The organism is Flavobacterium sp. GQ95, from assembly GCF_059758655.1.
Window position 1 is genome coordinate 324764 of sequence record NZ_JCAXEB010000004.1, and the last position, 16599, is coordinate 341362.

Consider the following 16599-nt stretch of genomic DNA (forward strand, 5'->3'; position numbering starts at 1 on the left):
TTAAATAATTTTTAGTTTTTTAGAAAATTAGCTACTAAAAAGAAAACGTTTTCGTTGATTTTCAATAGTCCCTATAAATTTTCCCATAAAATTTCACAAAATTAAAAATTATACCTATTTTTTATTTAATTTGCAGTAAAATTCAATATATTAAACATGGTTTCAATCACACGCCTTTTTGATTTTCCCTATTATCAACAAGAAACTTATAACCTTCCGGTTGCTTTGGCAACGAAAAAAAACGGAGTTTGGGAAAAAACATCTAGCCAGGAATATATTGCAAAAGCCAATGCTGTTTCGAGAGCATTGTTGCGCATGGGCATTCAGAAAGATGACAAAATTGCCTTAATTACCTCAAATAACCGTACCGAATGGAATATTATGGATATTGGTATTCTGCAGACTGGTGCTCAGAACGTTCCAATTTATCCAACTATTTCTGAAGAAGATTACGAATATATATTGAACCACAGTGGTAGTATGTACTGTTTTGTATCTGATGATGAAGTACTTCAAAAAGTAAGACTAATTCAGGCGAATGTACCGACTTTAAAAGAAGTATATTCTTTTAATGAAATTCCGGGCTGTAAACACTGGAGCGAATTATTGACTCTTGGTGCAGACGAAAGCAACCAAAGTGAAGTTGAAGCCAGAAAAGACAGCATTCAAACTGACGATTTAGCGACTATTATTTATACTTCAGGGACTACAGGAAGACCTAAAGGTGTTATGCTTTCGCACAAAAACATTGTTTCGAATGTTTTGGACAGCGCGCCAAGAATTCCGTTTGATCCGGGAAAAAGCACTGCCTTGAGCTTCTTGCCTATCTGCCATATTTTTGAAAGAATGATTTTGTACATCTATCAATATTATGGTGTTTCGGTTTATTTTGGAGAATCAATTGATAAAATCAGTGATAACTTAAAAGAAGTTCGTCCGACTGTAATTACAGCGGTACCAAGACTTTTAGAGAAAGTTTACGATAAAATTTACGCAAAAGGATCTGAATTAACGGGTATCAAGAAAAAACTATTTTTCTGGGCTATTGATTTAGGTTTAAAATATGAACCATACGGAGCCAATGGTTTCTGGTATGAATTCCAGTTAAAAATTGCCCGAAAATTGATTTTCAGCAAATGGAAAGAAGGTTTGGGAGGAAATTTAGATTTGATGGTTTCCGGAAGTGCCGCTTTACAACCCCGTTTAACAAGAGTTTTTGCTGCTGCAGAAATTCCGGTTATGGAAGGTTACGGTTTATCTGAAACATCGCCGGTAATTGCCGTAAACGATGAGAGAAACAAAGGATTTAAAATTGGAACGGTTGGAAAAGTAATTCGCAATGTTGAAGTGAAAATTGCTGCTGACGGAGAAATTCTTTGCAAAGGACCTAACGTAATGTTAGGCTACTTTAAAGATCCTGAAAAAACGGCTGAAGCGTTACAAGACGGTTATTTCCATACTGGAGATATTGGTGAAATTGACAGCGAAGGTTTCTTAAAAATTACAGATCGTAAGAAAGAAATGTTCAAAACCTCAGGGGGAAAATATATTGCACCTCAGCTGATCGAAAATGCTATGAAACAATCTCGTTTTATCGAGCAGATTATGGTAATTGGAGATGGTGAAAAAATGCCGGCTGCTTTTATCCAACCTAACTTTGATTTTGTAAAGGAATGGGCAAAGCTGCATAAAATAACTTTAGGAAGCACAAATGCGGAAATAAGTGCTAATCCGGACGTAATTAAACGTATTGACGAAGAAGTGGAAGGAATAAATGAGAAATTTGGACACTGGGAAAAAATCAAACGTTTTGAGTTAACTCCTGATGTTTGGTCTATCGACGGCGGACAGCTTACTCCTACGCTGAAATTAAAACGTAAGATCATTAAAGAAATTTACAAAGATCTTTACGCTAAAATCTATGGTCACGAATAACATTCCAAAATAATTAACCAAGTGAAAAGGCTGTCTCCCAAGGACAGCCTTTTTTAATTGTGCAAACACCAATATAGAATTTTGGCAATATTCTTTGCATCGTCAATTCCGCGGTGATGTGTTCCTTCAAGTGGAATATCCAATAAATGCAAAGCGCCATTCATTCCGGTTGGTTTTACTAAACCAAATTTTTCTCCAAACCAGACTTTTACATTAATATGTTCGTCGGCCATTGGATACTGAATTCCGAATGATTTACACTGTTTTCTAAGCATATTGAGATCGTACTGACCGTAACTTGCCCAGGTATATAAATCCGGATTATATTGGTCAACTAATTTTTCAATTGCTTCCTCAAAACGCAATCCGTTTTTATCCAGTAAATCCTGCGTAATAGTGGTCAGTTCCGTACAAAACGGACTTACACCCGATCGTTGTGGTTTAATCAAAATACCCTGATTTTGGGTTATCTTACCCGTTTCTGCATCCAGAACCGCCAATCCGATTTCGATGATTTCATTTTCCTGCCCCTGTGGGACCGCACCTTGCCAACATGTGGCTTCTAAATCGATAATAATAATTTTATCTGTTGTTTTCATTTTTTTACTTTTTTAATAATTTATAATTCTGTCTCTAAAAAAGAGCCATTACTTCCCGAAAGTTTTTCTTGATTGATGAATAGCGCTTCTTCCATTTAGAATTATCGTTATCGCTTTTAATTTCTTTAGCTCCTTCAAGTTTGTACATTTCGTGAAACTTTTTAAAAGGACGCGGTTCAAAATCAACCAAAATTGCAGCCATATTGATCGCATCAATATTTGCCGGATCTGTTTCGCCTTTAAAGAAGGTTTCGATAGGTCTGAACTTATCTTTTTTCTCCTTAAACTTATTCTTCTTGGTATGATCAAAATCCATAGAAAATAAATTTCTAAAGACGTTCAAGTCATCCTGAGTTGGATTTTTCTCGAAAATTAGCCAGCACAAATCACGTAGTTTTCCACGAGAAGGATTGCACAAGTAATCGAAGTACATTCCATTTTTTTTGGTTTCGTATTGAATTTTAATCGCTTTTTTGTATTCTTTTAATATTGTACTCATTGTATATTTTTTTATTTATTATTTATTTTTTTGTACTACGACCCAGAAATCAACTTTGCGGCTTTGCGACTTTGCGCGAAAATTGCTCACCAGCATCATTATACTTTATTAATCTCACGCAAAGGCGCTAAGTCGCAAAGTTTATATTGTTTGTACCTTAGTGCCTTCGTGGCAAATGACACAAAACTTATGGGCATAAAAAAAGCACCCGATAAAAGGTGCTTCATAACAAATACGATAATACAAATTATCCTATATCTATGGTGATGCACCGATATGTTAATCCACTCCAGACCCGAATTGGCATCTAAAGATTTGGCTTTACTGATGTTAGTTTTAAAATTCATATTGTATGTATTATATATTAAAATCATTGTGTTGTGTAAATCGTTTGTTCTGATTTGTTAGGCAAATATAAAGTCGAAAAATTCAATTATCCAAATATATTTTAAGATTATTTTTCTGAATATCAATTAGTTACACTAAAAATTAAAGCAGAGAAATTCCTGTCCGCATGTTGGTGCAGAACTCGTTTTTATCAATTCACTGTTTCTCAATCAGATTACTTTCCAAGTTATAATTCGCTATTTTGTTTACTCATAAAACATTTGGTCAATTTATTTTTTTTACTCGTTTTAGTTATATGTTATTTTTCTTATCTTTTTGTCATACTGAGCGGAGTCGAAGTACTTTCTTACTGATGAAACCGATTCCGAAGTTCCAAACACAAACCTGCCTTAAAACAAAAAAAGCGTCCCAATGAGGACGCTTTTATCTATTTATTTTTGAGTTTGAAACTACAATACATTTCTAATTCATTAAATACATATGACATCCTGAGTCGTTAACCGAAGAAAATCCGGCTAAACGATCGCTAACTTTTATGGCTGACAGGTTCATATGAATGTTTTTTACTTTTAATTCTAAGACAAATATAAATCATTTTTCGATTTAATATAACTTTTCTTCCTGTAAATGTTAAAAATAACACAAAAAAATCATTGTCCATTTCAACAAATTTTTATTTTGAAAGCTACTTTTGATTATTTTTATCTCGCCTTAAATGAAATTATGAAAGAATATATCGACAGTATTGTTTGGTCTGAAGTGTGGGAATTTTCGAAACAATTTATTTTACCCAATATGGGTTGGTTTCTATTCTGGACGGTTTTATTTATTATTCTCGGCCTTGTTTTAGGAATCGTTTTCAATGTCTTTTTGTACAGAAAAAACATTTTTACCCGTGACCGTAAATACTACAATTGGATTGCCAAACTCTGGATTCCGTACTTTATGGTTGTTTTCGTTTATTTCTTTGCTATGATTGGTCTTTTGTATGGAGGAAAATCTGTTTTGCGATCAGAAAACAAAAACATAACCGCCAATATTTATTCTAAAACAATCGGGACAACATTTTCATCTGAAAAAGAGAAAAAAGATTTTCTGCATTCGCTTCAGCTGCTGTCCAATTCTTCAGAAGATGTGAGTAAATCTTTGACCCAGGCATTGGCGCTTTATATCAAACAAAACAACAGTGGTTTACAAACTGTAGATAACTTCAAGAATTCGTCGACATCCTATTTGCTTCAAAAATACGAGTCGGAAGTGTATAGCGCCTGCGTGTATGGCTTTATGAAAGTCGTTGACGACAAAGCCGACATGAAAAACGTTAAAGATATTGATTACGCTAAATTCAAAACGCTTTTACAAAAACTGGATCAAATTGAACCTCAACGAATCGAACGCTCCATACAATCTGAAATGGGACGTAAATTACAAGCCGGATTGGATCTTATTTTTAAGGAAATCCTGAAACATGAATTGCTTTTTTTCTTTTTGTTTCTGATTATTCCTTTTGTGGAGTATTTTATTTATTTGAGGTTTGTGAAGAGGAAGGATGATGATTTTGGTGGGTTGAGGCCTGTTGAGAATGTGATTGCTTCTTAATATCGATCAAAGCTGCCAATTAACTTGTAATCCTCTTGATAAAGTTGTGGAGCTTTATGAACGTTTGGTTTTGGCTGAAAGAGAAAAGGTTGAGTATTTAGAGAAATTGTTAAAAGGGAAATGATATTCTTGAAAAGAGAATTTCTTATATATAAAATGCGCAATGAGAATTGCGCATTTTTTTTTGTTTTCATTTATTTCAAGAGAGAATACTAAAAATATACATGATTATATTCTCCTAATCTTTGTTATTTTTTCTTTATTTAAAGTGAAGCTTTTTATATATTTAGCTTTCTTAAGGTTTTCTATTAATTTTAAATTATCCTCATTATACTTGATCGGAGGTTTATTTTTTCCGACTGTTATAATATTTACAAAAGGTTGATCAAGTATACTTAATACTTCTTCGATAAAAGTAGTTTCTTTGGAAAATAAATCAAAATATAAATTACAAAGCTTGACCCTTGTTTCTATAGAGCTAATGTTTTTTAATAAATTTTTCAAGTAAGAATATGATGATATTGTAACTAGCACTTTATCTTTTAAAATTTCACCGACTAGATTTCCAAGATTATTTTTTTCATTGATAAAATCTTCTTTTATTTTTATAATTAATTGAATCTTATCTTTTAGACTTAAATCGGAATTTAGTAATAATTCATATTCACTTTCTTTTAATTCATAATCAATTTTATCTTTATCTCTTTGTTTAATATATTCTTCAAAATTTTTTTTAATAAGTAGAACTTGTTGCCTTGAAGAATCCGTTCTAAGTAATTCGAAATTTTCCTTTGTAAGAGCAATAATTCCCTTTTCAATTAGCATCTTTATTTTTTCCTCTTCAATTTTTCCAATTTCCAAATTATCATAGCTGTCTTCAATATTTTCTATTAAAAATGAATATGCATTATTAGAAATTTCATTTGTTAAAATTAAATCCGTAATAAATTTATGTTTTGCTTCTTTTGCAAATTCTAAACTTTTAATATCTTCTTTCGATAATTCGATATATGCATTTTCATTATTTAAAAATAGAATTAAAGATTCATCAAAATTATGTATTTCATAATATTTAAACACATTAATCCACGAAGGTTTTATTTTATTGAAAGCAAATAAGATGCTCCAACTTTTCGTATCTCTGATTTCATCTAATTTATTAAAGATTATATCTTGATTTAAAATAATATCATAAGGATCTATTTTATCTAATTTTGGATTATTTAATAAACTAATTAGGCTTCTTTCACTTTCATATTTATTAGTTTCAAGTTTTAAAAATACGTTTTTAATATAATTAACTATTTCTATGTCTACATATTTAATTAAATCATCACATTCAGAATCCTGAATCGTGGTATAATTTGCATTTCGTAGATTTCCAATAGAATTATTTTTTGACAAAGTGTTTTCAATGACAACTTGTTCAATCATCTCTTTATTTAATTGATATAAATTATTCTTGTAAATAAAATCAAATAACAATTTATTATTTTGAGCATCCAACGGAATATGAAATTTAACACCTAGCTTTAAAATAACATTCTCAACATTTTTATTTTCAAAATTAATTAAGTTTAAAAAATCTCCTTTTTGTGAAATATAATTAGAAAGCTTATTATTATGATTTTGCTTTTCTAATATATCAGAACTGACATTTACAAGCATATTTTTAAGAACAAAATCTTTATCACTAATTGTTAAATTACTTTCTTCAACGTAACTCCAAAAGTCCCCATATTTTTCACATATAACTTTTAGAAATTTTTCAATATGTTTTCCTGTTTTTATATAACATTCAATAAATTCTATTGTTCTTTCATTTTCATCCTTAAATTGCGTAAATATTTCTTTATAACTCCTAATTTCATTTTCCAATAAGTAATCAATTAATTCAATATTTAAGATTTCATTTTTATGAAAATCATTTCCTAAATGTCTGATCAAATTTTCAATTTTGTCAAGTTTGAAGTCTACTTGTAGGGAACTGTTATTTCTTATACTCAAAATGAAATTTTTATCATTTCTAGTAATATCACCTTCTTTGAAAATTGAAATATAATCAAAGTAATCCTCCGCAATAAAGCCATTACTTATGAAATAAATTAAAACTTTTGATTCTTTTATTTCAACATTGAGCTCTTGGTCAGAATTTTTATTTGTAGTTAAAATTTCTTGAAGAGTATAATCTTTAATTTTGTTTATTTCATCCTTTGATATCTGAATTAAGTCTTTTAATCTTTCAATTTCTTGATTTTCCTTTTCAAATATTAATTCAACTCTTTGATGATAATTATAGTTTTTGTCTACTTTATCTTCAATTTTATCGAAACTTATACTCAAGTCAGTTAATTTATTTTCCAAAGCCCATCGCGATGTATTAAGAGTTTTTTCCGAAGTTGTAATTGATTCTATATTTATTAAATCATTAAAAGTATTTTGTTCTAGTAAAGATTCTATTTGATTTAAAAAATATACATTATCATTTATAGTAAAACTTATTGTTTCTTTTGGCAATTGTTTTAAAAGTTCAAAAACATATAGTCTACGCAGATCTTTAATATTATCAATTTTTGTTTTGTGATTTACTAATTCTTTTAGTCTTGTTATTTCATTATTACTTTCAATATTTTTTAGTTCTTCAATTTCAGTATATTTTTGTTTAATTAATTTTAAATCTTTATTGAAAACTTCATAAATCATTCCTTCATTTTTATGGAGGATTGCAAAATCTTTTGGAAACAAATTTTTGTAAATGATAAAGGATAACAACTTTTTTGGTACTAATTGAATCTCAGTTTCGTTCGTTAGTTTATCAAAATAAATCTTATATTCATTTACCATATTTTTTAACAATCGCATATCATCTATATAAAGCGATATATCATAAAGCAAATTCTTATCTATTTTTTGATCTTTCAATTTTTCTACTAAATAGTCAAAAGAATTAGAAGAATTTATTATTGGTATAATTGGTAAAATAAAATCAAAGAACTTTGTTCTATCTCCATTCTTAAACATTTCATCTTTTAAAGCATAAATAAAAACGATATGCCGATTAACTTGTTTTGAAATGTTTAATAATAAGTTTATCTCACGAAGTTTAGTAAATATTTCTGGTTCATTAAATCGATCTAAATCCTCAATTATTACTACGTTATAATTAGTTCTTTCAAAGAAATATATTATTTCATCTAAATTTTTATTTAAAATAGAATTATCAGAAATTTCCCTATTTAATTCTACTTCACCTTTGAAATTTATTTTATTGAATTTAAAATCACTGATAGTTTTAACGAAACTTTTAATAATATAGAAAGCTCCAGAAAGTAAAAACAGAATTGAAAGAATCTCGCAAATTTTAAAATTAAGTTCACAATTAGCACTTTCAAAAAAGTAAAACTTCACACACTTTAATCCTGTAATTAAATCATTATGAAATAGAAAAATATAGCTTAATACTGTGGTCAAAGAAAATATAGAGTTAATAAATATAGAGTGCTTTTTTACATTTTTTATTTTTTGAAACCTTGAATTTGGTATAGTTCTACTTTTTTCAACATAAAGCATTTGTTGTAGAATACTTAATTCAATTTTTTTATTCATTTCATCAAATTTTCCACTTTCTTGTTTTGCTACTGGTGGCACTAGATTTAATGGTGGCTTGTCAGTATCTTCAAATAAATCATCAAAAGTTGCTAATGAAATATTTAAATATTCAAACTCTGGATGCTTTTCTTTAAAAGTTTTTAGAATGCTACTTTTTCCCGAACCATACGAACCAGTTAAAGCAATGTTTTTGACATTTTTATTTTTCAGGGCCCAAAATAATGAGTCTATATAAATATTTCCATCTTTTACGATAACTGGGGATAAATCTTCAAATGAATGGGGATTATTATTAAAAGGATAATCTAGTTTACATAAAAAATTATTTTTAGCCTGTAAAACTTTATTAAACAAATTTTTAAAAACAACAAAATAAATAACTTTTTTATATACTTCTAATTTATTTTTAGGTTTGGTAATTCCATTTTTAGAATTTCCTTCTTTATTTTTTATTTTATCTTTCATATAAATTTCTTCTTAATACTTATTAACAAGTATTTTTTCTTTCATGTTGGTTTTCAAATATAATTAAACAAAAAGCCTTTAAACCCCGTAAAAGTACCTGATTTAAAGGCTACAAATAAAGTCTGTTACAGACTTTATTTCTTACTATCAAACCAAAAAATCCGAACACAATCGTTGTTTAAATCGATCAATAGGTTTCAAATCGACATTGGTATCTCCGTTGAGAATATCAAAAGGATCGTCTAAACCGCTAATTAATAAATACAAATAGCAAAACAAAAACGTAATGGCAGACGTTACCAGATAATCGGCTGAGGGGCTTTTGAATTTGGTAATCAGTAATAGCGACATGACGATGAACAATATACTTTGCAGCAAGGTATAAGCCGGCTTGATAAAGTTGTTTCTCGAAATTGAATAGGCACGGGTAAGCTGTTTTCGCATTGCATTCGTATTTTCCTGTATGCCTTTTATAGCTTCTTTGTCGACACCTCTTTCGGCAAAATAATAGGCAATCTCATTTGATTTTCGAATTAAGGGAAAAATAACCGTTGAATCTTTTCCGTGGGAATAAATCCATGCAATAATACCATCGGTAATGGCGATCATTTGCTCGCGTAAAAAAGTGCTGTCTAATTCCTCCTTGCACAAATCAGACGTCCCTGTTCTTGGCGCCTTGAAAGCCAGATAAATCCAGTCTTTGATTGCTTCCAGATTCGAAGCCACTTCACCCGGGATTTTTTCACTTTCTTTAAAATCGGTCATGGTTGCGGCCAATAATAATCCGAATACAAAAAAAGCTCCGGTAAAAATAATCGTGATATCGGACAGTTCTATCAAATCGTGAAAATCCTGTCCGTAAAGGGAAAGTTTTTTGAACACAAAATTTTTAATTAACAATATGGCCAGTGCGGCAATAAGTGATTTTAAGATTATGGTTCGCTGCTGTATAAATTTCATTCAGTTTTTTTTCGGCAAATTAAAGTAATTTAATCTCGCAAAGGCGCAGAGTCGCAAAGTTTTCTTTTTTGCTATGTGTTTTAAGTTTTTTAAACACTGTGTTAGACGCACTGCTGTGCGTCTCTACACTGAAAACTGAGACTGAGACTGAGAACTAAATACCCCGTCATCTTCTTAATTTAATGCTTGTCATAAAATGAGGATAACCTTTGTCCTTTTGAACCTCTACACTGAAAACTGCGACTGCGACTGAATACTAAATTCAATCCTCCCTACTCCCGTCATCCGCCATTCTGACCATTTTTGGGGTAAACTTTGCTACGACATCCACTAAATCCTGTTGTGCTTCCATGACTTGATTGATATCTTTATAGGCCATTGGTGCTTCGTCTAAACCTGCACCAATAAGTGTTACGCCGTGATCTTTTAAGATGGATTGCATTTCGGTTTTAGTAATATTTTTAATTGCCTGAGTTCTGCTCATTTGTCTTCCTGCTCCATGTGAAGCAGAATTGATCGCGTTCTCCTCTCCTTTTCCGCGCACCAAAAATCCCGGCGCGGTCATACTTCCCGGAATGATTCCCATTACGCCTTTTCCGGCCGGAGTTGCTCCTTTTCTATGTACGATTACTTCTTCTCCATTCCAGGTTTCTTTCCAGGCAAAATTATGGTGGTTTTCGACTTTGGCTAAAATCGTTGCTCCCAAAGCTTTCTCCATTTTGTTATGGATAATTTCATGACAAGCCGAAGCGTAATCTCCCGCCAAATTCATGGCCATCCAGTATTCCTGACCCAATTGTGAATTCATATCCAGATACGCTAAGTTTCTTGCCACTTCCGGAAGTTTACAAACCTCTTTGGCGATTTTAGTATAATGTCCGGCAATGGTTGCGCCCATTCCACGGGAACCGGAATGCGTTAACAAAGCAACGTATTTCCCTTTTGGAATATTTAAAACGGCATCATCTTTGGCAAATTCCATGATTCCGAATTCCACAAAGTGATTTCCTCCACCAGAGGATCCCAATTGCGACCAGGCTTTATCTTTTAAGTTCTTCACAAACGGATTCATGTTGAAAGTGTCATTTTCTAAAATCGAGTGATCTGCTTTGTATTGTCCCTGAAAACCATGACCAGCGCCAAACTTAGAATGTGCCACTAATTCTTTTTTGAATTTAGCTTCGTTTTCAAAGTAAAAAGCTTCCGGAATATCGTAAACCGACAAAGCCATTCTGCAACCAATATCAACTCCAACACCATACGGAATAATGGCATTTTTAGTGGCTAAAACTCCGCCAATAGGCAATCCGTATCCCTGATGCGCGTCTGGCATTAAAGCGCCGGCAACCGTAACCGGCAATTTCATGGCCACTTCCATTTGTTTTCTGGCGCCGTCTTCGATATGTTGTAATCCGTAAGCCGAATAGGCGTTTGGATTTTGATTTAAAGTGATAAAATCCTCCGGTTTTTCATTTGCTTTTTCGATTAAGGCCGTAGCGAGTTTGCTAAAAATAGCATCGTCGATATAATTTTCTGGTGTTTCCAAAACGCTTTTGAAATTGGTTATCATTTCATCACGTTTTAATCCATGTCTTTTGCTGTTTATTTTTAATGCGATTCCGATTATCTTTCCTTCCGGGAATCCTAATTCCATTAATTCAAATCCGTTGATTTGTGTTTTCATTGTTTCTATTTTTTGATAGTTTTTTATTTAATAATTAAAAGAGGTAATGTTTAGGAATGGTTTAATTTTCTTTGGAACGAAGGAACCATTTCCTGACGACACTCTTTTTTAAGAGCAATATTCTATAAGCGACTTTTAGGATTCGAACCTAATATTATCATGCCGCGAAGTAGCGCTTTATAGACGGCATCTTATAAATTTGAAAAAGTGATAATTGGCCAGAGTATTTTGAATCCTTTACGAAGTAGCTCTGACACACGACATTTTTCAGTTTTAAAAAGAAGTAAAAAGCAATAAGAGAAACGGGGCTTGTCTTGCCAGAGTCGAACTGGATAGCCTTGCTGATTCTACAACTTCGCTATTCCTCCCCAAATTTGAGACGAAGTAACTCTTATTTACGACATTCTTTTTTTATTTTAAAACAAGACAATATTCAAAAAGATATTTTCTGCTCTACCAGCTGAGCTACAATTCTAATTGTGATAATAGAATTGATGGGAATCGAACCCACGACACGAAGGAGCTCTTTTTTACGGTACTTGTTTTTTACTTTTAATTTTCAATGAACTTTTCTATTGCAAAGATTAAAATACTACTGCGCAATTATTTTGCGCAGTAAATATTCTTTTTTACAATTCTATTCTGTGAATGTAATTCAAAGCGCTGTTTTTATCGTCTAAAGCATTCAATACATCAAACACTTTATCAGACCAGCCTGCTATCAAATAAACATCGTTTTTCTCGATATTTATTGGTGTTTGACCGTAACCAGCCAAATCAAACAAATACAATTTTGCATCTGGAGCGATCTTTTTGTATCGGTTCCAGGAATTGGCAAAACTATCTTTGGTTTGGTTACTATTCCACATTTGAACATCGGTAAACAACATTACTTTATCAACGATTTCATTTCGTTTTATCAAATCTTCCAAAACCAAATAACCATTTGTTGCGTAACCTACTTCACCTTCTCGCTTGTAGTATTCGTTTACGTTAGACAATATGGCTCGCTTTGGCATATTGATTATTTTCCATCGATCACCAAACATACCGCTTACTACATTCTTGCAACGGCTTTGCATCAACATACCCAACATCAAACCAATATCATAAAGCATGACTTTACTTTTTGGAGAGATATTTTTTTGCATCGAACCCGAAACGTCGCAAGCAATTACAACTGATGTATTGACATCAAAACCTTTAATGTTTTGCGCACTTACCATAACGGCATCTTCCAAAGCATCCAAAAGCATTGTAGTATATTTATAATTCAAGGCTTTCAACTCGCGATAAGCAGCCAAAAATCGGAATGGCAATTGTTTTGAATTCAAAACGGCTTTTTCATTTGAAAGATAGTCACTCACTTTTGCGATATGAAAACCCGAAACATTCGCTTCTAATATGTTTCGCAAATTACGCAACAAAGCCATATAGCCTATTTTGTTACTATCGATCAATTCTTCCCATTTTTGGGTGAATGCTTTTTGCTTTTCCGCTTCGTTAAAAAACTTCACCTGACCCAATTGCGACAATTCGGTTTCCCATGTATAAGGTGTTTCTAAAGTGTTATTCGCTATCTTATTGAACAATATTTGCTGCGCTTCGTCTTTTGCTTTTGGATGAACCAAAAACAAAGCATCTTTCAACTTTACAACACCATCACGGTTGTATTTTGCAAATTGATATTCATCAAATTGATTGAAAGAATTTGCCAAACCTTTTTGGACTTGCTTAGATAAACGATTCAATTTTTTGATATCATTTCGGTCATTCGCCATTTGGTAATAGGCCAATAATTCTGTTATTTCATCAGCACGTTGTATAACCTTCGTAATCATTTTACTGATTAAGGAATCGCCTGAATATATTTTGGCCAATTCTACAATTAAAACCAAAGGCACTGAACGCATGTGCATTTCATTTCGTGCATACACCGCCAACTTCGCTACAAAAACCGGATCGCATTTTTTGATAAGATTTTTAATTCTTTCTAAACGAGTCGTGTCTTTTTCATAAAATGAAGCATTTAAACTTGTTGTTACAACTGCTGCATACAATTCGTAATCTGATGTTAATGAAAAAGCCGGTGCATTTTCGTAATTAACTATATTGTTTTTCTCTTTTGCTAAAAAATTGAATTTCATAATTTCTGGTTTTTAAAATTGAACAATCAATGTTGTTTCGTTTTGACATTACAAAGATTTCAATAGTACTACGCAGTTATTTTGCGTAGTAATAAAAGAATTCTATATTTGAGTAAAAAAAGAATATGAATCTAAAGGAAAAATACATCCAATTGCTTGCAAATATTGGTTTTGGAGAAAATGAGATTCAGCAAAACTGGCTTGATTTAGAAAAGGCCTATTCCAAAAAATCAAGGCATTATCATAATCTGACGCATATTCAAGATATGATTGTCTGTTATGAAACCTATTTTGATCAGCTTCAATTTCCGAATGAAGTTTTGTATTCGATCTTTTATCACGATTACGTTTATGTAAGCAGCAAAAAAGACAACGAATTAAAAAGTGCGGAATATGCGGTTAAGATTCTTCCGAAGGAAACTAATTTGAATTCGGATTTGGTTTTTGATATGATTTGCGCGACGCAATTACATCAGCATAATGAAATTGAAGATATTAACTGGCTGATCGATTTTGATTTGAAAATCCTCGCCAGAGATTGGGACGATTATAAAATCTATTTTGAACAGATTAGAAAAGAATACCGCATTTACCCTGATTTTCTTTATAAGCCTGGAAGAGCGAAAGCGTTGAAGCATTTTCTGGAAAACGAATTTATTTTTCAAACCAATGAATTCAGGAGATTGTATGAAGAGAAGGCACGGGTTAATATTGAAAAAGAGATAAGCATTTTAGAAAACAAAAAATAATCTCGCAAAGTCGCGAAGTCGCAAAGTTTTTATTTAAGTATTAATTAAACGCACTGTTTGTCATCCTGAGGAACGAAGGATCACATCCAATATTCCTCAAAGAGAATTTCCAATCTTTGTAGAGTTTCTTGTGTGATCCTTCGTTCCTCAGGATGACAAAAATGAGTAAAAATCTTTTTAATCCTTATAATCTGTGGCTTAAAAAATAAAAACTTTGCGACTTTGCGACTTTGCGAGCAAAAACACACACAGTATGTCACAAAACAAAAATGCCTTAATACGCTACAAAACAATCGACAAATGTCTGCAGAATAAATACCGGCAATGGACTCTGGAAGATTTGATCGAATGCTGTTCTGAAGCTTTGTTTGAATATGAAGGCCGGGAAAACCCTATTAGCAAACGAACGATTCAGATGGATATTCAGCTGATGCGGAGTGAAAAGCTAGGTTATAACGCGCCGATTGTCGTTTATGATAAAAAGTATTATAAATACGAAGACGACGAATTTTCGATCACCGATATTCCGCTGACGGAAACGGATATGAATGTCTTAACCGAAACAGTTTCGATGTTGAAACAATTTAAGGATTTCTCACTGTTTAGCGATGTATCGGATATTTTACAGCGTTTGGAAGATAAAATCTATGCAGAGAAGTCGCATACGAAACCCGTTATTTATCTGGACAAAAACGAGAATTTGAAAGGACTTCATTTTCTGGACGAGATCTATCAGGCGATTATTAAGAAGGTTGCTATTGTGATTACGTATAAATCTTTTAAATCAAAGGAAGAAACCAAATTCCATTTCCATCCTTTTATATTGAAGGAATTTAATAACCGTTGGTTTTTGGTGGGAAAGAAAAAAAGCGCACAACCGATTACTAATTTGGCTTTGGACCGAATTATCGCAATCGACTACGATTTTAACCTTCCTTATATAGAAGAAGATTTTGATGCCGATTTGTTTTACAAAAATGTAATTGGCGTTACGGTTAATCATGGTTTACAGCCACGAAGAATTGAGCTTTGGATTGATGCCGTAAATGCGCCTTATGTTTTAACCAAACCTTTGCACTCTTCACAGCGTTTAATCAAAGAAAATGAAGACGGAAGTATCATTGTGCATTTATTTATTCTGCCCAATTATGAGATGGAACGTATTTTATTGGGTTTTGGCGACGGAATCGAAATTCTTCGTCCAAAAAACCTACGAAACCGAATGCAAAAAATACTGCAAAAGGCACTTTCCCGATACGAATTGGATAATAATTCTGCATTATAAACATCAATTTTTACATTATATGGAATTTAACCTCGTTTTAAAGTCATAAAACAATTTTTACCGCAATAAATTTGTTAAAATCTAAAAAAAGAATAGTATATTTCAAATTAAAAATAACCATAAAACACTGAAAACCAGAACAAAAAATTTATTAACCAAAAATTTATCTTAAAATAATATGCATGCATAGTATTTTTTGATTATATTTGAAATCGATATAGTTACCTATGAAAGACAAAACAATAGATTATATTTTGAGAGCGACATGGCAGGCTGTTTCAAGAATGTATAACGAAGAAGCTGCAAAGTACGATGCCACAATGGCCACCGGGTTTGCTCTTTTGAGTATCGACAAGGAAGAAGGAACGCCTTCGACTGCCTTAGGGCCAAGAATGGGAATGGAAGCCACGAGCCTGACCAGAACATTAAAATCAATGGAAGACAAAGGTTTGATTGTTCGCAAAAAAAACCCATCTGACGGACGCGGAGTTTTGATCTACCTGACCGAATTTGGAAAAGAAAAAAGAGATTTATCTAAGAATACAGTTCTGAAATTTAATGAAACGGTTAGAAAACATGTCTCAGACGAAAAACTGAAACATTTTATCGAAGTTTCTGAAATTATCAACGAATTGATTCAGGACAAAAACATATTTACCCAAACAGAAAACAAAGAAAAGGAATAGGCAGCATTCGTAAATGGAGACGGCTTATTTTAAT

The 16599-nt window shown here is 32.0% G+C and carries 11 protein-coding genes and 1 pseudogene; 6 read left to right on the plus strand and 6 right to left on the minus strand.

Translation table 11 applies throughout. The features are described 5' to 3' along the window. Nucleotides 1-156 precede the first annotated feature (156 nt). The gene (locus AC6CH4_RS10880; protein WP_498102847.1) at nucleotides 157-1935 is read left to right on the plus strand and encodes an AMP-dependent synthetase/ligase; all 1779 of its coding nucleotides are present in this window, start codon (nucleotides 157-159) and stop codon (nucleotides 1933-1935) included. 53 nt (nucleotides 1936-1988) lie between these two features. Here the strand turns inward: AC6CH4_RS10880 and AC6CH4_RS10885 are convergent, their stop codons facing one another. Both AC6CH4_RS10885 and AC6CH4_RS10890 read right to left on the minus strand, forming a co-directional pair. Then, nucleotides 1989-2534 (minus strand): 3'-5' exonuclease, encoded by a 546-nt coding sequence (locus tag AC6CH4_RS10885; RefSeq protein ID WP_498102849.1) that lies wholly within the window; start codon nucleotides 2532-2534, stop codon nucleotides 1989-1991. Between the two features lie 34 nt (nucleotides 2535-2568). Next, on the minus strand, nucleotides 2569-3033 hold the full coding sequence (locus AC6CH4_RS10890; protein WP_498102851.1) for a hypothetical protein: 465 nt from the start codon (nucleotides 3031-3033) through the stop codon (nucleotides 2569-2571). 1026 nt (nucleotides 3034-4059) lie between these two features. Between AC6CH4_RS10890 and AC6CH4_RS10895 the strand changes: the two genes are divergently transcribed. Then, complete coding sequence (locus AC6CH4_RS10895; RefSeq protein ID WP_498102853.1) at nucleotides 4060-4980, plus strand: hypothetical protein; 921 nt, start codon at nucleotides 4060-4062, stop codon at nucleotides 4978-4980. Nucleotides 4981-5002: 22 nt separating this feature from the next. Then, nucleotides 5003-5104: pseudogene (locus AC6CH4_RS10900) on the plus strand (transcriptional regulator); the annotation flags it as partial. A gap of 104 nt (nucleotides 5105-5208) precedes the next feature. Here the strand turns inward: AC6CH4_RS10900 and AC6CH4_RS10905 are convergent. The 4 genes from AC6CH4_RS10905 to AC6CH4_RS10920 form a co-directional block, all read right to left on the minus strand. Further along, nucleotides 5209-9054 carry a YobI family P-loop NTPase gene (locus AC6CH4_RS10905; RefSeq protein ID WP_498102855.1) on the minus strand — a complete coding sequence of 1282 codons (3846 nt, stop codon included), beginning with the start codon at nucleotides 9052-9054 and terminating at the stop codon, nucleotides 5209-5211. Nucleotides 9055-9201: 147 nt separating this feature from the next. After that, nucleotides 9202-10014: a hypothetical protein gene (locus AC6CH4_RS10910; RefSeq protein WP_498102857.1), complete on the minus strand. Its 813-nt coding sequence runs from the start codon at nucleotides 10012-10014 to the stop codon at nucleotides 9202-9204. Between the two features lie 262 nt (nucleotides 10015-10276). Then, the gene (locus AC6CH4_RS10915; RefSeq protein ID WP_498102859.1) at nucleotides 10277-11698 is read right to left on the minus strand and encodes an RtcB family protein; all 1422 of its coding nucleotides are present in this window, start codon (nucleotides 11696-11698) and stop codon (nucleotides 10277-10279) included. A 629-nt stretch (nucleotides 11699-12327) separates the two neighbouring features. Further along, entirely contained in the window at nucleotides 12328-13845 is a 1518-nt protein-coding gene (locus tag AC6CH4_RS10920; protein WP_498102861.1) for a TROVE domain-containing protein, read from the minus strand. Nucleotides 13846-13970: 125 nt separating this feature from the next. On the opposite strand from AC6CH4_RS10920, the gene AC6CH4_RS10925 reads away from it, so the two are divergent. From AC6CH4_RS10925 to AC6CH4_RS10935, 3 genes are all read left to right on the plus strand, one after another. Beyond that, on the plus strand, nucleotides 13971-14594 hold the full coding sequence (locus tag AC6CH4_RS10925; RefSeq protein WP_498102863.1) for an HD domain-containing protein: 624 nt from the start codon (nucleotides 13971-13973) through the stop codon (nucleotides 14592-14594). Between the two features lie 253 nt (nucleotides 14595-14847). Continuing rightward, nucleotides 14848-15879, plus strand: coding sequence for a helix-turn-helix transcriptional regulator (locus AC6CH4_RS10930; protein ID WP_498102865.1), 1032 nt, complete (start codon nucleotides 14848-14850; stop codon nucleotides 15877-15879). 227 nt (nucleotides 15880-16106) lie between these two features. Beyond that, nucleotides 16107-16565 carry a MarR family winged helix-turn-helix transcriptional regulator gene (locus AC6CH4_RS10935; RefSeq protein WP_056193743.1) on the plus strand — a complete coding sequence of 153 codons (459 nt, stop codon included), beginning with the start codon at nucleotides 16107-16109 and terminating at the stop codon, nucleotides 16563-16565. The last annotated feature ends 34 nt before the right edge of the window (nucleotides 16566-16599 follow it).